The sequence below is a fragment of the Pseudoalteromonas sp. JSTW genome, assembly GCF_013423925.1.
Lineage (GTDB): Bacteria > Pseudomonadota > Gammaproteobacteria > Enterobacterales > Alteromonadaceae > Pseudoalteromonas > Pseudoalteromonas lipolytica.
Genome location: NZ_CP058972.1, coordinates 2,472,842 through 2,492,444, shown reverse-complemented (window position 1 = coordinate 2,492,444; position 19,603 = coordinate 2,472,842). Strand labels below are relative to the sequence as shown.

General features: G+C 42.0%; 17 protein-coding genes. 6 read left to right on the top strand and 11 right to left on the bottom strand.

The window, feature by feature from the left end; genetic code table 11:
* Positions 1-57: 57 nt before the first annotated feature.
* Both GZH31_RS11345 and yghU read right to left on the bottom strand, forming a co-directional pair.
* Positions 58-1,356 carry an MFS transporter gene (locus GZH31_RS11345; protein WP_036966882.1) on the bottom strand — a complete coding sequence of 433 codons (1,299 nt, stop codon included), beginning with the start codon at positions 1,354-1,356 and terminating at the stop codon, positions 58-60.
* 55 nt (positions 1,357-1,411) lie between these two features.
* Positions 1,412-2,251 (bottom strand): glutathione-dependent disulfide-bond oxidoreductase, encoded by an 840-nt coding sequence (yghU, locus tag GZH31_RS11340; RefSeq protein WP_036966885.1) that lies wholly within the window; start codon positions 2,249-2,251, stop codon positions 1,412-1,414.
* Between the two features lie 178 nt (positions 2,252-2,429).
* On the opposite strand from yghU, the gene GZH31_RS11335 reads away from it, so the two are divergent.
* Together GZH31_RS11335 and GZH31_RS11330 are read left to right on the top strand one after the other, a co-directional pair.
* The gene (locus GZH31_RS11335; protein WP_180310999.1) at positions 2,430-2,825 is read left to right on the top strand and encodes an STAS/SEC14 domain-containing protein; all 396 of its coding nucleotides are present in this window, start codon (positions 2,430-2,432) and stop codon (positions 2,823-2,825) included.
* Positions 2,812-3,831 carry an endonuclease/exonuclease/phosphatase family protein gene (locus tag GZH31_RS11330; RefSeq protein WP_118844484.1) on the top strand — a complete coding sequence of 340 codons (1,020 nt, stop codon included), beginning with the start codon at positions 2,812-2,814 and terminating at the stop codon, positions 3,829-3,831. Before GZH31_RS11335 ends, GZH31_RS11330 begins: the two co-directional genes overlap by 14 nt.
* An 18-nt stretch (positions 3,832-3,849) precedes the next feature.
* Here the strand turns inward: GZH31_RS11330 and GZH31_RS11325 are convergent, their stop codons facing one another.
* Both GZH31_RS11325 and GZH31_RS11320 read right to left on the bottom strand, forming a co-directional pair.
* Positions 3,850-4,434, bottom strand: coding sequence for a rhomboid family intramembrane serine protease (locus GZH31_RS11325; RefSeq protein ID WP_065978581.1), 585 nt, complete (start codon positions 4,432-4,434; stop codon positions 3,850-3,852).
* A 104-nt stretch (positions 4,435-4,538) separates the two neighbouring features.
* Positions 4,539-5,225, bottom strand: coding sequence for a type 1 glutamine amidotransferase domain-containing protein (locus tag GZH31_RS11320; RefSeq protein WP_074988973.1), 687 nt, complete (start codon positions 5,223-5,225; stop codon positions 4,539-4,541).
* 136 nt (positions 5,226-5,361) lie between these two features.
* Between GZH31_RS11320 and GZH31_RS11315 the strand changes: the two genes are divergently transcribed.
* Entirely contained in the window at positions 5,362-6,273 is a 912-nt protein-coding gene (locus GZH31_RS11315) for a LysR family transcriptional regulator (RefSeq protein WP_118844482.1), read from the top strand.
* 10 nt (positions 6,274-6,283) lie between these two features.
* Here GZH31_RS11315 and GZH31_RS11310 read toward each other — a convergent pair whose 3' ends face one another.
* The 6 genes from GZH31_RS11310 to GZH31_RS11285 form a co-directional block, all read right to left on the bottom strand.
* Positions 6,284-7,021, bottom strand: a complete 738-nt coding sequence (locus tag GZH31_RS11310; protein WP_180310998.1) for a dienelactone hydrolase family protein — start codon at positions 7,019-7,021, stop codon at positions 6,284-6,286.
* Positions 7,022-7,108: 87 nt separating this feature from the next.
* A complete protein-coding gene (locus tag GZH31_RS11305) occupies positions 7,109-8,338 on the bottom strand; it encodes a glycerophosphodiester phosphodiesterase family protein (RefSeq protein ID WP_180310997.1) in 1,230 nt (409 codons plus the stop codon).
* 38 nt (positions 8,339-8,376) lie between these two features.
* Positions 8,377-9,231, bottom strand: a complete 855-nt coding sequence (locus tag GZH31_RS11300) for a carboxylate/amino acid/amine transporter (RefSeq protein ID WP_180310996.1) — start codon at positions 9,229-9,231, stop codon at positions 8,377-8,379.
* A gap of 98 nt (positions 9,232-9,329) precedes the next feature.
* Positions 9,330-10,757 carry an amidohydrolase family protein gene (locus GZH31_RS11295; RefSeq protein WP_180310995.1) on the bottom strand — a complete coding sequence of 476 codons (1,428 nt, stop codon included), beginning with the start codon at positions 10,755-10,757 and terminating at the stop codon, positions 9,330-9,332.
* Between the two features lie 147 nt (positions 10,758-10,904).
* On the bottom strand, positions 10,905-13,037 hold the full coding sequence (locus tag GZH31_RS11290) for a M3 family metallopeptidase (protein ID WP_075593752.1): 2,133 nt from the start codon (positions 13,035-13,037) through the stop codon (positions 10,905-10,907).
* Between the two features lie 213 nt (positions 13,038-13,250).
* The gene (locus tag GZH31_RS11285; RefSeq protein ID WP_036966917.1) at positions 13,251-13,460 is read right to left on the bottom strand and encodes a hypothetical protein; all 210 of its coding nucleotides are present in this window, start codon (positions 13,458-13,460) and stop codon (positions 13,251-13,253) included.
* Positions 13,461-13,643: 183 nt separating this feature from the next.
* Here GZH31_RS11285 and GZH31_RS11280 point away from each other — a divergent pair, with 183 nt between their 5' ends.
* Positions 13,644-14,513, top strand: a complete 870-nt coding sequence (locus tag GZH31_RS11280) for a mechanosensitive ion channel family protein (RefSeq protein ID WP_036966919.1) — start codon at positions 13,644-13,646, stop codon at positions 14,511-14,513.
* Between the two features lie 30 nt (positions 14,514-14,543).
* On the opposite strand, the gene GZH31_RS11275 is transcribed toward GZH31_RS11280, so the two are convergent.
* Positions 14,544-15,092 (bottom strand): HdeD family acid-resistance protein, encoded by a 549-nt coding sequence (locus GZH31_RS11275; RefSeq protein ID WP_036966921.1) that lies wholly within the window; start codon positions 15,090-15,092, stop codon positions 14,544-14,546.
* Between the two features lie 156 nt (positions 15,093-15,248).
* On the opposite strand from GZH31_RS11275, the gene GZH31_RS11270 reads away from it, so the two are divergent.
* Together GZH31_RS11270 and GZH31_RS11265 are read left to right on the top strand one after the other, a co-directional pair.
* A complete protein-coding gene (locus GZH31_RS11270) occupies positions 15,249-16,940 on the top strand; it encodes a mechanosensitive ion channel family protein (RefSeq protein WP_244887004.1) in 1,692 nt (563 codons plus the stop codon).
* Positions 16,941-17,307: 367 nt separating this feature from the next.
* Positions 17,308-19,599 carry a TonB-dependent receptor gene (locus GZH31_RS11265; protein ID WP_036966926.1) on the top strand — a complete coding sequence of 764 codons (2,292 nt, stop codon included), beginning with the start codon at positions 17,308-17,310 and terminating at the stop codon, positions 19,597-19,599.
* Positions 19,600-19,603 lie beyond the last annotated feature (4 nt).

Genomic DNA, 19,603 nt, shown 5'->3' with positions numbered 1-19,603 from the left:
TAAATCCTTTTTATGTAATAAAAACGGCATGATTATGCGTTTTTTTTGAGGCGGGGTCTAGGCATCAGGTAAAAACCAAGCACTGATAGCGCCAGCAATACCCAGCACACTGTAAAATAGAATCAGCTCTGCGGTGCTTAAATACGCATTTAATAAGCCAACACTCCCAAGTGCCAATAATATAAGACCGATCACCGTATTACTCACCGATACATAATCGGTTCGTTTGTTGCCTTCAGCCATATCTACCAAGTACGTTTTACGACCAAGACGAACTCCCTGATGAGCAACTGTGAGCAAAAAATAACATAACGGGAGAAGCCAAAACTCACGGAGGGTTGCAGGGCTAAAGTGTGCGATTAAATAAACGGCTAAGCCATTGAGAGTGACTAACATGGCTGCAAAAATTAAAACGCGTCGACTTGATAGGTCACTCAACCTACCCCAAATGGGTGCTGACACGAGACTCGCAAGCCCAGAAAGGGCCATAAAAGTAGCAAGCAAAGAAAAATCAAAAGCTTGTTCGCTGGCTAAAACAATATAAAAAGGAGCGCTAAGTGCAGAGCAAAGCAATAAAGCACGCGTAACAATGAAGTGGGCAAATTGTTTATCTTCGTACAGTAGCTTTAGTTTCTTAAACGCATGCAATAAACCATTTTTAGCTCCTTCAGTCGCCCCTTCATATTCTTTGATGCGACTGTAGCTCAGGGCAGCAAATATCCACATGAGGGCTGCCAGCATCAACGCAACATAAACACCATTTTCGTAGCCTAACGTTTGTAAATACCATAAGCCTAAACCAAACGTAAGTGTCGCAAAGCCTGCAAAACTGGCGGCAAGACCACTAATGTTGCCACGTTGCTGTTTGGGAATCACTTTTCCAAGTACATCTTTAGCGGCGATAGAGTTAAAGCCCCGAGCAAGGCTAAACACAACTAAAAGAGTGAGAATGGCATACCCGGCACTGCTTCCTGTTAGGGTTAATGCGGTAATGAGCATTGCTACAATGCATAATGCTTGCACAATGGCGCCGACAACCCACACCCACTTGCGTACTTTAAGTTGGCGGATAACGTTGGCAATAGCAAGTTGCGGCAACATCGAGCCAGACTCTCTAATAGGAACCAGCCACGCAATGAAGCTGCTGGGCACATTAATGCTGTGTAATAACCAAGGCAAGGTTACTTTTGGGTTGAGCAGAGCATCGGCAAATTTACTAAATAGTTGACTCACTAAAAGGGTAATAAAGTTACCTGGCACAACCTTACACGCGGCCTCATCAATGGCCTTGCAGGCGCGCGCGTCTTCGGTATTGCTGAGTCTTTGATAGATGTCTTCTTTACTGAGCTTTTTCATCTTTGAATCGGATAGAGAAATTTATGTAGCAAAGGGCTGCATAGCAGCCCCACTGTTAAAAATCGTTCTTACTGTGGCGTTCTACAAGTTGCTCAGCTTCATCACCCCACGTGCGATTTACACGGCGACCTCGTTTAACTGCAGGACGACGTTCAATTTGTTTTGCCCAGCGTAATACATGGCTGTATGACTCAACATCTAAAAACTCAGCAGCATCGTATAAATAACCCAGTACCAAACTGCCGTACCATGGCCAAATAGCAATATCGGCAATGGAGTATTCGCTACCAGCCATGTAATCATGATCACTTAAGTGACGATTTAATACATCTAACTGGCGCTTTACTTCCATGGTGAAACGGTCAATAGGGTATTGCATTTTAAACGGTGCATAACTGTAAAAATGGCCAAAACCACCGCCTAAGTAGGGTGCTGAACCCATTTGCCAAAATAACCAATTACGACACTCTGTTTTACTGGTATGGTCGCTGGGAATAAGCGCATCAAACTTTTCTGCTAAATACTGTAAAATAGCGCCCGATTCAAATACGCGGGTAACTGGCGTGGTGCTATGATCCATTAAGGCTGGAATTTTTGAATTCGGGTTGACACTAACAAAGCCAGAAGAGAATTGATCGCCATCCGCTATTTTAATTAAGAACGCATCATAATCAGCGTCGTCGATACCAAGCTCTAATAGCTCTTCGAGCATAATTGTCACTTTTTGACCGTTTGGTGTCGCAAGTGAGTACAGCTGCAAAGCATGCTTACCAACAGGTAAGTCTTGTTCATGGGTTGCACCCGCTACAGGACGGTTTGTTTTAGCCCATTCTCCCCCATTTTCAGCGTCCCATTGCCACACTTTAGGTGGCGTATAACTGTCGGTATTACTCATTGAAACTCCCTAAATTGTGCTTTAATGAATGTTGTTACGAGATTACCATCCTAGTTGATCAACCTAGTCAAGGGAAGTAGAGTTAGAAAATAGCATTATTACTGAGTGTAATAAGTACCTAAGTAATTAAATTGAAAGTAATTTAATACCGAAGTCGACGACTGTTAAGGAGCATGAGATGAAAAAACACGGTTTGGCCATTGGTTTAGAGCGCATAGGTAGTACCTTTTACCTAACTTTTAAAGTCGTTGGTAAGCTTACCCACGCTGATTACGAAACGCTCACCCCTTTAGTGGATAATGCACTTAAAGCAGTGCCTCGCGCAAAAATTAGAGCATATGTAGATATTACAGAACTGGAAGGGTGGGAATTACAAGCGGCTTGGGATGACTTTAAATTAGGGCTGAAACACAACAAGGAATTTTGTCGTGTTGCGGTACTGGGTAATAAAAAGTGGCAAAAAGTAGCCAGCAAAGTGGGTAATTGGTTCACAACGGGTGAAGTGAAGTATTTTGAAGATGTAATAATTGCAACCGAATGGTTGCACGAAAAGGTAATCAGTGACAGCAACTAATCAATTAAAGGTGGCGACATTTAATTTATACAATTATTTAGCACCCCCCGATGCGTTTTATGATTTTCAGCGTATTTATAGTGCTGAGCAATGGGCTAAGAAGCAGCGTTGGTTGGCTGATTATCTTCACAATCAGCAACCGGATATTATTGGCTTTCAAGAAGTGTTTAGTATTGATGCATTAAAACAGCAAGTGAACGATGCAGGCTATGCGCACTTTGCGGTGGTTGATGAGCCGAGCGTTATCGATGAGTTTATATATCGAGACCCGGTTGTTGCAATTGCTTCTCGCTATAAAATTATGGCTTTAACTGAGGTTGAACCCGACTCTCACTATGCACAGCAAATGGGGCTTGTCGGGGAGTTTTGTTACAGTCGTCGGATTATTCGCGCCACGATAGATGTGCCACATATTGGTTATGTAGATTGTTATGTTGTGCATTTTAAATCAAAGCGTAGCCTGCTTAATAGCGTTGAAGATAACAGCAAAACCGAGGAGCAAAATCTGCTTTTGCAGCTAAAAGACCAAGTAGCAGGGCGCTGGGCGTCAAGCATACAAAGGGGCAGTGAAGCGGCGTTATTATTAATTGAAATTATCAATCGCAGATCACAGACAGACAATCCTGTTATTGTGATGGGAGATTTTAATAATGAACTGCATGATGGCGTGCTGAACCATTTAATCACTGACTCATTGCGATTCACCGCTAGTCGACATAGCAAGGCGTTTACCGCCAAGTATGCGCTGCAAGATAGTTGGCAACTTTATCAACGCCATGTTGTAACGGACAATGAGAGAGAGGCAACCCATTACTTTGGTAGCAGCAGTTCGGTGTTTGATTACATTTTGCTTTCCAGAGAATTTGATGCAGGCTTTCAAGGTAGCTTCTACGAAGTCATCGACTATCACACCTATGATCAGCACTTAATCAATCCACAATTTGCCTACGATGATCAAAGCACCGACCATGGTGTGGTAATGGTTACATTAGCATTAAGGAGTTAAATTTATAACTCCTTAAAATTATCGAAGATGCTGTTTGTCTCGCTTTGCAAAGAGATAACCGATAAATGCACCGCTAATAGCGCCGAACAAGTGGCTTTCGAACGAGATATGAATACGCTGCGGGAATACACCCCAAATTAAGCCACTATAAAGTATGACGACAGCAATACTGATGAGAATCGCTTTGAATGAGCGATGCATAATACCATAGCAAATTAAGTAGCCCCACAAGCCATAAATTACGCCACTTAAGCCCACATGTATATTGCTGCGGCCAAATATCCACACTAACAATCCTCCAAGCAATGCAGTACTGACAAATACCAGCCAAAAGCGTTTTACACTGTATTGGCATACTAACCATGCGAGAATCGCAAAGGGCACTAAATTACTAAAAAGGTGTGCCCAGCCACCGTGTAAAAAGGGGGCAAAAAATATGCCTGAAAGGCCCGATAGTTGGCGAGGCAAGATACCTAAGCCATTAAGGTTTATACCGGGCAGTGTATTGATAATTTGTAGTACAAGACACAGTAGCATTATGCCCAGAATAGCGAACCGTTTACTGCTGATAGGGGGAAGTTTAGTAGCTGATTTTTCAGTCATGGTTGAAGGCTCTTAAATCAATTCGACTGAATCAGTATAACGTATTAAGAGTGAAGGTAAACACCTTGTTTTGCAAGGTGTTTACTGGTTGTTATCTCGTGTTTTTAGCCAAGTTTAGTAAGTAGTTTTTTAGCTGCAAGTTCTGAGCTTGCTGGGTTTTGGCCGGTGATCAATAACCCATCTTCGATAGCCAGCACGCCCCAGTCATCGGTTTTCTGGTACTGACCACCTTGTTTAATGAGTTCATCTTCAACAAGAAGTGGTACAACATTCGTTAGTTGTACAGCCTCTTCTTCAGAGTTACTGAACCCCGTCACTTTTTTGTCAAACACTACCGACTTACCCTCGGCATTTTTGGCATTTAATAAGACGGCACTGGCATGGCATACCGCACCAACAGGCTTATTAGAGTTTAAAAACTGTTCAATTAAACGAATAGAGTCTTGGTTATCAACTAAATCCCACAGCGGACCATGGCCGCCTGGGTAAAATACAGCGTCGAATTCATCGGCATTCATTTCGCTCAACGGTTTGCTGTTTGCCATTAAGGTTTTTGCGGCGCTGTCTTCTTCAAAGCGTTTAGTTGCCTCTGTTGCAGCATCAGGAGCGGCACTATTTGGGTCTACAGGCGGTTGCCCCCCTTTCACTGATGCTAATGTAACGTCAACGCCTGCATCAATAAAGGCATAATAAGGGGCTGCAAATTCTTCTACCCAAAACCCTGTTTTATGACCCGTGTCACCTAATTCATCGTGTGAAGTAAGTACCATTAAGATTTTCTTCGCTGACATAATTAATCCTCGTTAATTGTTTAATGAATAGCGTTGATATCACTATAGGGGTTAAAGCTAAGTTTAACAACGCAGATAAAATTGACTTCATTGGTTTAATTATTGATACAATCGAGCTAGATTTTAGGAGAATGCCATGAATGTATCGTTTGAACAGTTAAAAAGTATGGTGGTATTTGCACATATTGTGCAGCAGGGGAGTTTAACGAAGGCAGCCGAGCAACTGGGTCTTTCGCGCGCTGTGGTGAGTTATCATTTAAAGAAACTAGAGCAGCAATTACAGCTTACCTTATTAAACCGCTCAACGCGTACTATGACCTTAACAGAAGCGGGTAAAGTCTATTATGAGCGTTGTCACGCAATTGCTGAACATGCCCAAGCGGCTAATTTGCATCTAGAAAACTTAAAAAATGAACCTGTCGGGGTGATAAAACTCAGTTGCCCAGTGAATGCTGGTTTGCAGCTTATTGTGCCTGCGCTTGCACAATTTAAACGCTTGTATCCAAAAATCGATATAGATCTGCAACTAAGCGATGACGTTGTCGACATTATTAAAGAGGGGATAGATTTAGCTATCCGAGGTATTGCGCTTGCTGATTCAAGTTTACAAGCAACTAAACTGGCAACAATGAAAACGTGTATATGTGGCTCTGTTGATTATTTTGCCAAGCACCCAGTGCCCGAAAGCATAGATGATTTAGCGAACCATACTTGGGTTGTTTATCAGCGAAGTAGCGCCACACTGAGCCTAGAAAAAGATAAGCGTCGCTTTGATGTTCCCCTTAAAGGCGGGATTAGCACTAATAATGCCGCAGCGCGCACGGCATTTGTTGAAGCGGGGCATGGTCTTGCAAAAATCCCTGTTTATGACGCGTGGCCAAAAGTAAAAGCCGGGCTTTTACGTACCGTGCTTGATGAGTATAAATCGGCTGATATTGAATTGTATGGTGTCTTCCCGCCGGGGGCTGCGGGAAGCAAAAAATTGCGAGTATTGCTTGATTACTTAAAGGATTATTTTGCTAATCAAGTTGCCACGATGGGTATTTAAGCAAACAGGGTTAACGCAAAGTACGATTAAACAATGCAACAGCTTGTTGGTACATAGTTAAAGCGAGAGCAGGGTCGTAACGATCTCCCTCATCGCGCATAAATGCATGTTGTGCGTTAACTTCTTGCCACTGGTAATTAATTCCGGTAGCAACGGCTTGTTGGTAAATTTTAAGGCGGCCTTCTTTTGGTACATGTGGGTCTTGTTTGCCCCAAATAAAGTGAATTTCACCTTGTATATCTGCCATGCGCTCAAACGAGTTATTGCCTGATTGTGCGGGCAATGTGTCACTGTGTATGTCTGTTGCATATAAACAAAATGCGGCTTTGATATCAGGATTCAGTGCGGCACGATAAGCAAGGTGACCACCAATACATACACCCATCGCACCTACATAGCCTGTGCAATACGCTTGCGCGCGGGCAAATGCGATAAGGGCTGTGGTATCAGAGTCGTGGCTTTCAAGTGGTTTAGCCCATTTGTCGGCATTGCCTTTATCTTTGCCTTCATCATCGTAAGCAAGCACCGTGCCGGGCGGGTTTAACTCATGAAAAACCTCAGGCACTAACACGATAAAACCATGGCCTGCGAGCATAGCGGCAGAGCGTGCAATGGGGGTTGTTTCTTGAAAAATTTCAGAGTAGAAAATAATACATGGGAATTGGCCTTCGACAGCTGGGCGGTAAATGCTGGTTCGCATCAAACCTGTTGGGGTATCTATGTCGTGGCTATGGTGTTGAATAATCATGTTAATCCTCTAAAAACGGTTTAGCTAATAATACCTCGGCCCCACCTTTTGGACGAGTAAAAGCCCTTGAAATTTATTGATGCTCAGTTAATTCTCTGAGGCAGGGTACTGCATACAGCTTGCGTAATAGGTAAGAGTAGCAGGCCAATCAGAGAAAATAGCCATCACACCCACTTGCTTAGCAAGGACGTCTATCACAGTCATCATTTGCCCATCTTTTTTAATCACAGGGGCAATCGACTGGTAATAATATCCACCACCATTATTTAATGGGCCTGAGCGCTCTAAACTCCAAGTAATGATGTTCAACCCGGCTTGTTTAGCTTTAATAGCATAAAGCGAGGGCACGATTTTACCTGACTGATCAAGACTTAATAGCATCCACATTGGCGGTGCAATAATGCGTACTCCATCGTCATACAGAGCCTGCATTGATGGCTGCCAGCTTGTTTCATCCATAGCATTAAAGTGTGCTTGCTCATCTCGGCCATCAAGGTAAATACTGTTGTTTGCAAATTCAGGGTGATTGTTTAGCCAATACTTCACATCGTTAAGATTAAATGATTGCGGATAAACATCTTGGCTATTCACGCCTAAGGCCTGATATTCATCAAGCATTTTTTGCGCGTAATCTTGCTGGCTAAAACCATCAAAGGGCATGCTAACTGCTGGGCTTTTTAGCTCAGGGGTCATTTTCACACCCAGTTCTTTAAACAGCGCAATACTTTGCTGGTGGGTCATTACAGTACCACTGTTTGCATATAAATCAGTGCGCCAGTTTGGCGTCCCTTGCAAATACTCTGCAACCGTTTTGGCGTTTGGATTGGCGCCATCCATTTTTGCTTTTAACGTTAAGAATTCAGCTTGGGTGATATCGCTGGTACAGCATTTAGCCTGAGCAGGTTGGCCACCTTTGGCCGGGGTAAAGGGCTGGCTGCATTTTGCAGCGAGTTCTGGAATAGCTAAAATGTTGGTAGTGGTGTGTAAATCACATTGTGAATGACGGCACACGAGTTGCTTATCTTTGGTAAAGGCAACGTCACATTCAAGTACACCAGCCCCCATTCTTGCTGCGGCTAAATATGACTCTTTACTATGCTCAGGAAACTGCATGGGTGCACCGCGATGACCAATGACAAAATCAGTTTTGTAAAAAGGGCCATTGCCACATGCAGCAAGTTGCTGCTTTAACGGCCCATCAGGCATATTGTCGATTAAATAGTAAGGCCTAGCGCCAACCTGCACCACCTGATCTACAGGCAGATTCTTACAGCCTTGAATAATGAACACTAAACAACATAAAACCAGTGCGCGCATAACAGCATCCCTCTAATCGAATAGAGTTTAGCCTATCATTACTCCATGGCAGTTTTATTAAGTTTCTGATTTATAATAAGTGCTAATAAGATAATCGCCGCGCCGATGGCAAGCTTGATGATATCGGCATCACGATTCCAAATAACAATGTTAACTATTATCCCTGCTGGGATCAGTAAGTTATTCATTACCGCAAGCGCGCCAACATTCACAATAGTTGCGCCTTTATTCCATGCAAAGTAGCCAAGCCCAGAAGCTATCGTGCCTAAGTAAATGAGTACGCCCCATTGCATCGTTGTGGTGGGCAGCTTGCTAGTATCGCCAAACAAACCGTAACAAATCAGTGCAACAATTAGGGCACCAATAAAGAACCAAGCAAATACCCGAGAGTGCGGTAGCTGCTCATCTTGCATCAAACGTTTGTAGGTTACTTGCCCGGTAGCAAAACAGATATTGGCAGCCTGAACCATTAACATACCAATGAGGTAGTTCTCATCAACGCCTTCGTAACGTATAGCGACGGCTCCCAAAATAGCCAGCATTGCGGCGAATAAAAATTTGGCATTAAAACGTTTTTCAAGTAAATCGTTTAACAGGGTGATGTAAAGCGGCGTCATTACCGTGAATAGTAGTACCTCTGGCACACTGAGGTACAAAAACGAATGGTAATAAAAGCTGTACATGACACCAAGCTGTACCGCGCCTATTGCCATGAGCTTTAGTGCTAAGGCTTTAGGGGTTTTTCGCCATTGTAAAAAGGGTAAGAACACGCACGTTGCTAAGCCTATTCGCATTAACACACTAAACCACGCATCTACTTGCCCTGCTAAATACACGCCAATAAGACTAAATGAAAAGGCCCACAGAAGGGTAACAGCGAATAAGTAAGTCATGTTGTTTTAGTTTTGTTATAAAAGGGGCAGTGTATATGAGATAACAAAGAATTAAAATTGCCCATGACAATAATACGCAGCCATGGGCAATGGGGGGGTTAGGGTTGGTTTGCCACGAACGCTTTTGCTTGCTGTTTTAATCTATCCAAAGCATTACGGTCGTAAAATGTGTTATGACTGATCACACCGCTAAGCGTTTTGGTGTTTCGAATATCTGTCAGGGGATTTTGTGAAAGCAAAATGATGTCGGCCACTTTACCTTTGGTAAGTGCCCCATACTGTTTCTGTTTATTTAAAAATTTAGGCCCTGCAAGTGTTGCTGATTGAAGTGTTTGCAACGGTGTAAGACCATAATCAGTAAAGATTGCTAACTCTTGGTGTAAAGAAAGCCCAGGATAGATAAACGAATTTAAAAAGCCTGCATCGGTGCCTGCAATAATGCTTACACCCGCTTGTTGTGCCAGTGGTAACAATTGTGCCGTTTTTGTGAAACGAGCTTTTCGCTGAATGATTTGTTCAGGGGTATCTTTATTAGCTCTGTCTACACGCCATTGGTAGGTCGCTTTTAAGCCCTTGCCAATGTAATTTAAAAAAGCGTCTTGCTGATGATTATCTTCATCGAGAAAGGCGGTGATCTTGCCACCAATTAAAGTAGGCACAACCGCTGTGTCGTTGCTAGCGAGTACCGTAAACTTTTCTCTGGCTGTAGATTCATCAAATTGAGCGGTAATAATAGGCAGCGCGGTGCGATAGGTGAGTTCTTTAGAGGCTACTTTGGCTGAAATATCCGCTTCGTTTTTAGCCGCTGCTTTTAGCATGTAAGTCATATGCTCGATGGCATCAAGACCTGCCTTGGAGACATCAGTCACAGACAACGAAAACGGGATATGACCTGAAATTTGGTAACCCCGTTTTTTAACCTCTTTTACTGCCTTTAGATAAAGCTCAGGCGTTAATGCACTGTCGGTAATTTTGATAAAGTCGACATTCATGGTGTCTAGCAAATCCATTGCTGCGTGCATTTCTTCAGTCGTCTCAACTTCTAAGTCGCCGGGCCAAATAGAGCCTTTTCCTTCAAGTTTTGGGCCTGATGTAAAAATAGTTGGGCCGACTAACTGACCTTGTTTGACTTGTTCACGCCAACTGAGAACTGACTCACTCAGATCAGCCGCAGCATCACGCACCGTTGTCACGCCGTGGGCTAAATAAAGAGGGAGTAATTGTTTGTTTTCTTCTATGAGCTTTTCACCACCGCCAAAATGGACATGCATATCCCAAAGACCCGGCATGACATACTGACCTTTTGCATCTATAAACGTTGAACTTTGATATTGGGCACTCAGTGGCTGGTTACTGCGTTGTATGATAATGCCATCACGAATAGCCAGTGATTGGTTTGCTGCGATTTCTCCAGTGTGCATATCAATGATCTGAGCGTTATCGATAACAATGTCGGCGTGCTCATCTGGGATTGATGAACATGCAGCTAAAGCTGAGCAAAGTCCTAAAAGTAAAGCGTTTTTCATGTGTGAACTTATGTTTTTCTTTGAGATTAGCAAAAACGAGTTAACTGACAATTGCTTTGAGGTGAATAGGAGTAAAAGCGGGGTGAAAAATTAATTAATACTTAAAAAGTATGAGGGGTGCCCCTCATACTCTAAACAACATTGAGGTTATTCAACTAAGCCACGACGCTTTAATAACGCGTCGGTTGTTGGCTTTTGACCACGGAACTCAATATAGCTTTGCATTAAGTCGCGGCTATTACCTTTAGATAAAATTTCTTTACGGAAGTGATCACCGTTTTTGCGGGTTAAGCCGCCTTTTTCAGTCATATGAGTGAATGCATCTGCAGCGAATACTTCAGTCCAAAGATAAGCGTAGTAACCTGCTGAGTAACCACCGGCAAAAGTGTGGCTGAAGTAGCAAGATTTATAGCGCGGCGGCACGGGGTAGTACGCAATACCATGTTTGTCTAACGCATCATGTTCAAACTTTTGTACGTCTGTGATATCGGCATCAACACCGAATGAGTGCCATTCCATATCAAGGAGTGCCGCAGCTAAATACTCAGTTGTATCGAAGCCTTGGTTGAACTTTTGTGACTCAAGTACTTTTGCAAGTAACTCTTTTGGAATTGGCTCACCTGTTTTGTAGTGCTTGGCATAGTTCGCAAGTACCGTCGGCTCAACATTCCAGTCTTCGTTTGCTTGTGATGGGAATTCGACAAAGTCACGAGACGTTTTTGTCCCCGCTAAACTTGGGTATTTTACGTCAGAGAATAAACCATGAGCAGCGTGACCAAACTCATGAAATAAAGTTGTCACCTCAGAGAAGGTCATCAGTGTTGGTTGGCCTTCTGCAGGTTTGGGGATATTTTGCGCATTGTAGATGACAGGCTTGGTGCCTTTTAAACCACTTTGACCTACATAGGCACTCATCCATGCACCCCCTCGTTTGCCTTCACGTGCATATGGATCCATGTAAAATAGGCCAATGGCACTGCCATCTTCATTGAATACTTCGAACACCATGACGTCTTCGTGATATACAGGCAAATCTTTACGCTCTTTAAAGGTGATACCATAGAGTTTATTCATGGCAAAGAACAAGCCATCGTGGATCACTGATTGCATTTCAAAGTAAGGCTTAACTAAAGCTGGGTCTAAGTCGTACTTTTCTTGACGTACTTTTTCTGCATAAAATGCCCAATCCCAAGGTTGTAGAGCAAACGTTTCACCTGATTTATTGATTACCTGTTGAATTTGCTCCGCTTCCGCTTCGGCTTTAGCAACTGCCTTTGGTGCTAAGTCATCTAAAATACCGTATACATTTTCTGGCGTTTTCGCCATTCGCATCGTCAATACATAAGAAGCCCAATCTTTGAAACCAAGTAATGCCGCTTTTTCAGCGCGCAATTTGGTTTCCTTGAGAATGATAGGGCCGTTTGTTGCTTGCGCACGATTTGCAGATGTAGTCCAAATTTTTTCACGCAGTTTACGATTTTCAAGGCTTTGTAAAATAGGTTGGCGAGTGGTGTTCACCAGTGTGATCATATAACCTTCTTTACCCGCTTTGTCAGCCGCGGCTGCAAGGCTTGCAATTTCACCATCAGATAAACCAGCAAGTTCGGTTTTATCTGTGACTAAAATTACATCTTCTTTGAACGATTTTAAGAGATTTTGTGAAAAATCGGTTGAAAGTTTTGCAAGTTCAGCGTTGATTTCACGCATTCTTACTTTGTCTGCTTCGTTTAGTTTAGCGCCCGCGTTGATAAATTTTTTAAAATAAAAATCGACTAAATGTTTGTCTTCAGCACTGAGGTTTTCTGCATTGTCATAGATAGCTTGCACACGATTGAAGAGCGCTTGGTTTAGATAAATATCGTCGGTATGAGCAGATAAAATTGGCGCCATTTTAGCGTCAATGCGTTGGTACTCGCTGTCAGAAATTAATCCAGATAAGTTAAAAAAGGCATCGGATACGCGATCTAATAGCTCACCTGATAACTCCATTGCAACGAGTGTATTTTCAAATGTTGCAGGCTCTGGGTTATTGGCAATCTTTAAGATTTCAGTTTTTTGCTCGGCAATACCTGCTTCAAATGCAGGTTCGTAGTCGTTTGTTGATATTTTATCAAACTCAGGAGCCATATATTGCAAAGGGCTCGGCTTGAAAAATATAGACTCAGTATTCTTTTTTTGTGTTTCAACAATAGGTTGACTTTGTGTGTTAGCTTGCTCTGGACTACAAGCTGATAATAAAAATACACTAGCAACGGTGGTGGCTATTAGGGTCTTACGCATGATGGCTCCAATAATGTGGATAAATTTTCTATAATCTATCAAATTTTTGATGCCAAATAATAATATTTATCTTTTATTTTTCGTATTTTAGAAATAATTAGTCGATTTGGTGTGGGTGGCGCTAAAAAAGCCATCAATTAGTGTGATGGCTCGCTAGATAAAAAGTGGTATACGCTGTCCCATATTGATGGATGCTTTAAAGCGTGCCATAAGTTAGTTGTAACCCAAGACAAACTTTTTCTCTGAACCAAAATTTTCTGGCATGGCGTTGCCGAACTCTTTGTTAATTAATGCTAATGAATGTTCTTGTTCGGCAAGTAAGTTCAAAATGCGGTTGCGATACTCTAGACTTGATTCAAAAAGGTTTAAGTCAACGAGTGGCTGTAATGTTGCAAGTTTTTGTGTAAGTGTCATTTGTGACATTGTGCTCTCCTCATGCTATTAAAAGCTTTCACTATGTATATAGCACTTATGGTCTAAAAGAGTTAATAAATAGCGCTTTTTGCGCATAAAGATCTTAGAATTTACTAAGATTTCATCTATTATGCCGTGTTAAACTTAGTGACAACTGAATCAAACACGACTTTTTACTAGGAATGTTCATTTATGACCCTTGCTGATTTGCAATCTGCATTATCGTTTGTTTTGTTTACATATAACGATGTACAAATCACTGTGCTAAAAGTTATTCAAGTACCTTTGGTGCTGTTTTTAATGTGGTTTGTGGTCACATGGATAGGTCGATTAATTAAAAAAGCACTGTTGGCAAAAAACCTAGGGCCAGACACAGTTCATTTATTCACGCGTATTTACCTTGTTGTTACCATCGCAGTGCTTGTGTTTACTTCACTTGAGGTACTGAATATTCCGTTAACGGCATTTGCATTTGTCTCTGGTGCGATAGCAATTGGCGTCGGTTTTGGTGCACAAAATATCATTAACAACTTTATTAGTGGCTGGATACTCATGTGGGAACGCCCGATTAGAATCGGTGACTTCTTAGAGGTGGGTGATGCAAAAGGCGTGGTTGAGACAATTAATACACGTTCAACTCGTATTCGTCGCAATGATGGCGTGCATATGTTGGTACCAAATAGTCAATTGCTCGAAAACACAGTCACTAACTGGACGTTGATTGACCGTAATGCGCGTTCATCGGTAAACGTGGGTGTTGCATATGGCTCTGATGTGGTGTTAGTTGAAAGGCTGATTAAGCAAGTGCTAGATGAGCATCCTGCTATTTTAAAAAAACCAGCCTCGTCAGTATTGTTCGATGACTTTGCTGACAGTTCACTCACGTTTAGTGCAATATTTTGGGTGTGTGCTGAGTCTGAAGCCCCGCTTCGTCAGGTACGCAGTGAATTACGCTTTAGCATTTATAAAATTTTTGCTGAGCATAATGTAACGATAGCTTTCCCACAGCGCGATATTCATATTGATGGGCAGATAGCCTTGAAAAGAACACATTCAAAATAACAATAAGAAAAGCGGCATTTGCCGCTTTTTTTACGTTGCCTCATGCAGTTTTTTAAGTTTAAACGACAGAAGCACCATGATGAGTCCAAACACAATCGCATAGCTAGCAACGAGCCATAGTAATGTAATGATACCGGCACCCGGATTAAACATAAGGTAGCCACCAAAAACAATTGAGATAACCCCACTGCCAATCAAAAGCCATTCATTGCTTATTTCTTTACGTAGCTTACTTGCAATGACAATTTCAATGACACCAATAGCGATAGCCCAAGCTGCAATAAAATAAAGCATTAGAATCGCAGTGACATTGGGGGCAAATAAGGTCACTAAAGCTGCTGCAATAGAAATTAGACCGCCTATGAGGAGCATCCACCATAGCGGGTTATCTTTTTTAGAAGCAAACGCTAACCAGGCTCTAATCGAGCCATCAACAAAAAAGTATGCAGCAAAAATAAACATCAATACGGCGAGGGATGCTTCAGGCGCAAGCCAGCCGCATAAACCAAAAATAATAGCGATAACACCGTGAATGAATAAGGAGGACCAATGTGGAACCAGCGAATTTGAAATGTGCATGATAATTTTCCTTTGCTTAAGTCTCTCTATAACTAACATTTCAGATACAGCTTGCAAAGAAATTTAATTATTTTTTGTACAGTTAATGAAAGCATGCTCTAATTTAAAAAGATAAATTTTTCTATGGTTTAAAGTTTTTCGGACAAGGAAAGAAGTGTGAAGAGTATAGCTAAGAAGTTTACGCTAGAGCTAGTTGGGTTATTACTGTGTTGCATGGTACTGTTTTCGCAGCCTGTGACTGCAACGACAACTCCCGAAGTGACCGTTAAGTCGCTTATCGATAAAGACAATAAAGAAGAGCACACCGAAACAAAACCCGAGAACCAAACCCAACAAGCCGTTACCTCACAACCTGATTCTAAGTTAGTTGAACCGACTGATGAATTACCGTTCGATGCCTTTTCTCGGATGACCCCGCGAAGTTCAATGCAAGGCTATTTAAAAGCAACCCGTGCCCGTGACTTTGAACGTGCCAGTTTTTACCTCGATTATCGTAACCTGCCGAAAGATGTTGAAGCTATTGGTAAGGCACAACTTGCCGAAAACTTATCTGTGGTCCTCGACCGAACCTTATGGGTTGATGTTGATAGCTTAAGTAATAAGCCAAAAGGAAAGCAAAATGAAAGTGTGCCGAGTTATCGTGACTTAGTGGGAGAGATCTCGACATCACAGGGCAAGGTGCAAATTTTATTGCAAATCGTGCCAGATGAAAAAACAGGCAACCGTATTTGGAAAATTTCAAATGCAACGGTAAGTCAAATTCCCTTACTGACGAAAGAGTATGGATATAATCGAGTGGGTGAATGGTTATATAAGCGCTTGCCTGATGTCGAGTTTTTAGGGGTAATGCTCTGGCAGTGGATTTATTTTGCATTCACATTTTTGTTATTTTTAGTGGTTGCAGTCATTTTAACGCGCATAGTGACCTTTGTGCTTGCGCATTTAAAGGTTCCAGTCGAAAAAGATGTCGTACGGTTTATTAACGGGCCTGTTTGTTTATTACTGGCCGTATTAATGTCGCGATCGTTAAGTGATCAATCTAATGTGACCATTGCCGTACTGGCTCTATTTCATGGCGCAACGGTGTTATTAATAGCTTGGGCATGGGTATGCTTAAGAGCGGTTGATATCGCCAAGCATAGGCTAAGTAATCGCTTCATTATGCAAGATAAACCACAGGGAGTGTTTTTATTACGTCCTGTAAGCAATGTACTTAAAACCAGCATCGTCATTATTGTGCTGTTTATGTGGTTTGAGAATTTGGGGTTTAATGCGACGACGTTATTGGCTGGTTTAGGGATAGGTGGCTTAGCAATTGCGCTTGCAGCACAAAAAACGGTCGAAAATATTATAGGCGCAATCACCTTATATATCTCGGCACCGGTCAAAATTGGTAGCTTATGTAAATTTGGCAGCCACCTTGGAACAATTGAAGAGATAGGGCTTAGAGCCACGCGTATTCGTACATTAGACCGCTCTGTTATCTATGTGGCCAATGCTAAATTTGTTGATATGCAACTGGAAAATATTTCTGAGCGAGAGCGTATTTCGTATCGGCCAAAGCTGATGCTTAGTGCAAACACACCCAAGCAGAACTTAGAAAGCTTCATGCAGGCAGTGAGAGAGTTATTAGAGAAACATCAACACATAGCGTTTGAGCCATGTCGGGTACGCTTTAAAGGCTTTACACCTTGGGCTTTGCAAGTTGATGTACTAAGCTACGTAGAGACTGTTGATTTTGCATTTTATATGGAAGTAATTGAGGAGTTGAACTTGGCTATTTTGGGGTTGTTGAACGAGCATCATTGTGAGCTTGCTAACCCAGAATTTGCGCGAGTAACCGATTAGTGACAATGAACGCTTAAATGACAGTCGTTATCATTTGTGCATAATGTATACACATTCTTGTATTTAATTGAACAGGACATATGTCCGCTAAAATAAAAAATATTTGCATAAAATCCTCTAAATGTGTCGATGTTGTCGCTAACTGTTGTAAAAAACTTGTTTATTTATCATTTTTAATGCAGTAAAAGCGTTATGAAGTGTTATAATCGTCAGCGTTCGTTCAGCCTCTTTACCTCGTTTTGCACTCTCGATTAAGAGGTCCGCGCAGCTTATTACAAGGCGCGAAAAATTGGCCGAACCCGTCAAATGAATTGACGCAACATCATCACCGTTGAATAAGAGTGCATTAAAAAGGTTAAAACCCGACATGAAAGCAATGAAAAGATCTACGTTAGCAACCCTAATTAATGCAACGTTGTTCTCTGCAGTAGCAGGTACTTCATTTTCTTCTATTGCAGAAGAAGCCACTGCTGAAAAAACCAACCAATTAGAAGTCATTCAAATCACCGCGCGTAAGCGTGTAGAGAACGCACAGGAAGTACCTGTTGCTGTTTCGGCTCTACAGGGTGATAAGCTTGATGCTTATAGTTCAGCTGGTATGGATATTCGTTTTATGAATGCGAAAATTCCAAGCTTATCAATTGAATCTTCGTATGGTCGTACATTCCCTCGCTTTTATGTTCGTGGTCTAGGTAACACTGACTTCGATTTAAATGCTTCACAACCGGTATCGCTTGTTGTTGATGATGTCGTTCAAGAAAACGCAATCTTAAAAGGCTTTCCTGTATTTGACGTGGCACGTGTAGAAGTACTTCGTGGTCCACAAGGTACGTTGTTCGGTCGCAACACGCCAGCCGGTCTTGTCAAGTTTGACACAGTAAAACCAAGTCAAGAGTTTGACGGGTTTAGCTCAGTTTCTTACGGTACTAATAATGCGATTGACTTTAGAGGTGCTGTTGGTGGTGGCCTGACAGATAATTTATCAGCTCGTGTTTCTGTTTTATGGCAAGATAAAGATGATTATATTGATAATCGCGCCCCAGGTTTTGAACAAGATGACATACTAGGTGGCTATACCGATAGAGCTGCTCGTATACAGTTCTTGTATGAAAAAGACGATTTTTCAGCATTACTTAATTACCACGTTCGTAACATGGAAGGTACTCCAATTCCATTCCGTGCGAATGCCATCAAAGCGGGTTCAAACGACTTAGTCGATGGTTTTAAAGACGATGTGGTCTATCATGATGCCGCTGCACGTGAATTCCAAAGAGTAGATGCTGAAGGTGTAAGCTTAAAACTTGAGTATGATCTTGAAGCCCATACGATTACTTCAATCACAGGCTGGGAAAGTGCAAAAGTTAACTCTCGTGGTGATATTGATGGTGGCTATGGCGCAGCATTCTTAGGCGACTACCAAGGTCCTGGTATTATTCCTTTCCCTTCAGAAAGTGAAAGTGGTTTACCAAAGCATGACCAATACACACAAGAACTTCGTATCTCGAGTAATTTTGTCGGTGATTTTAACTATCAAACGGGCTTATTCTACTTCGACGAGTCAGTAAGCATTGATAACTTTGGTTATAATACTTTGGCTGGTGGTGCATTGAATGGCTATGTTAATCAGCAGCAAGATACTAAAGCTTGGGCTGTATTTGGTACGGTCGATTACACTTTAACCGACGATTTAAAGCTAACAGCGGGCCTTCGCTACTCAGATGACGATAAAGACTTTGTTGCGGTCCGTAAAATTGTACCAGCTGATTTAAACGAATGTAACAACGACTTAATGCAGTGCCAAACTGATATAACGCGTACAGAAGATGCGAGTGATGATCATATCAGTTGGGATATTTCAGCTTCTTACAAGTTAAATGATGATGTAAATCTATATGCGCGTGTTGCTAATACATTCCGTGCACCTAGTATTCAGGGCCGTATTACTTTTGCAGACGAAGTAACCAAAGCGGATTCAGAAACCGTGACATCTTATGAAATGGGTGTTAAATCAGATGTATTAGACGGCCGTGGCCGTGTTAATGCGACCGTGTTCTATTTTAATATGGACGACCAGCAGTTAACTGCTGTTGGTGGTACAGCGAACACAACTCGCTTACTTAATGCTGATAAAACAACTGGTTATGGTTTTGAGCTAGACACAGAGTGGATGTTAACTGATGAGTTAAACGCAACATTTAACTTAAGTTATAATAACACTGAACTTAAAGACAAAAACGTATCTATTGCGGTTCCACAGCGTCCAAGTTTAACAATTACCGACCCGGTTGTTGATGGCAAAGCGTTTATTGATGGAAACAGCTTACCACATGCACCTGAGTGGATTTCAAACCTTACACTACGTTACAGTAAAGAACTCGCTGGCGGTGAATTCTTCACCTATGCTGACGTGTCTTACCGTAGCGAAATCAACTACTTCTTATATGAGTCAGTTGAGTTTGAAGGCAAGTCATTAACAGAAGTGGGTTTACGTAGTGGTTATGCATGGTCAGAAGGTGACTATGAGTATGAAGCTGCTGTATTTGCACGTAACTTATTTGACGAGCAACAAGCAATTGGTGCAATCGACTTCAACAACAACACAGCAATGGTTAATGAAGGCCGCTTTGTTGGTGTAGAGTTTAAGGTTAAGTTCTTCTAACCTT

Bases quoted from the DNA above. Each gene is read 5' to 3' on its own strand.
- yghU (WP_036966885.1), bottom strand. From the start codon at position 2,251: ATGAGTAATACCGACAGTTATACGCCACCTAAAGTGTGGCAATGGGAC.
- GZH31_RS11320 (WP_074988973.1), bottom strand. From the start codon at position 5,225: ATGTCAGCGAAGAAAATCTTAATGGTACTTACTTCACACGATGAATTA.
- GZH31_RS11325 (WP_065978581.1), bottom strand. From the start codon at position 4,434: ATGACTGAAAAATCAGCTACTAAACTTCCCCCTATCAGCAGTAAACGG.
- GZH31_RS11335 (WP_180310999.1), top strand. From the start codon at position 2,430: ATGAAAAAACACGGTTTGGCCATTGGTTTAGAGCGCATAGGTAGTACC.
- GZH31_RS11275 (WP_036966921.1), bottom strand. From the start codon at position 15,092: ATGCACATTTCAAATTCGCTGGTTCCACATTGGTCCTCCTTATTCATT.
- GZH31_RS11285 (WP_036966917.1), bottom strand. From the start codon at position 13,460: ATGTCACAAATGACACTTACACAAAAACTTGCAACATTACAGCCACTC.
- GZH31_RS11300 (WP_180310996.1), bottom strand. From the start codon at position 9,231: ATGACTTACTTATTCGCTGTTACCCTTCTGTGGGCCTTTTCATTTAGT.
- GZH31_RS11310 (WP_180310998.1), bottom strand. From the start codon at position 7,021: ATGATTATTCAACACCATAGCCACGACATAGATACCCCAACAGGTTTG.
- GZH31_RS11265 (WP_036966926.1), top strand. From the start codon at position 17,308: ATGAAAGCAATGAAAAGATCTACGTTAGCAACCCTAATTAATGCAACG.
- GZH31_RS11280 (WP_036966919.1), top strand. From the start codon at position 13,644: ATGACCCTTGCTGATTTGCAATCTGCATTATCGTTTGTTTTGTTTACA.
- GZH31_RS11345 (WP_036966882.1), bottom strand. From the start codon at position 1,356: ATGAAAAAGCTCAGTAAAGAAGACATCTATCAAAGACTCAGCAATACC.
- GZH31_RS11295 (WP_180310995.1), bottom strand. From the start codon at position 10,757: ATGAAAAACGCTTTACTTTTAGGACTTTGCTCAGCTTTAGCTGCATGT.
- GZH31_RS11290 (WP_075593752.1), bottom strand. From the start codon at position 13,037: ATGCGTAAGACCCTAATAGCCACCACCGTTGCTAGTGTATTTTTATTA.
- GZH31_RS11305 (WP_180310997.1), bottom strand. From the start codon at position 8,338: ATGCGCGCACTGGTTTTATGTTGTTTAGTGTTCATTATTCAAGGCTGT.
- GZH31_RS11315 (WP_118844482.1), top strand. From the start codon at position 5,362: ATGAATGTATCGTTTGAACAGTTAAAAAGTATGGTGGTATTTGCACAT.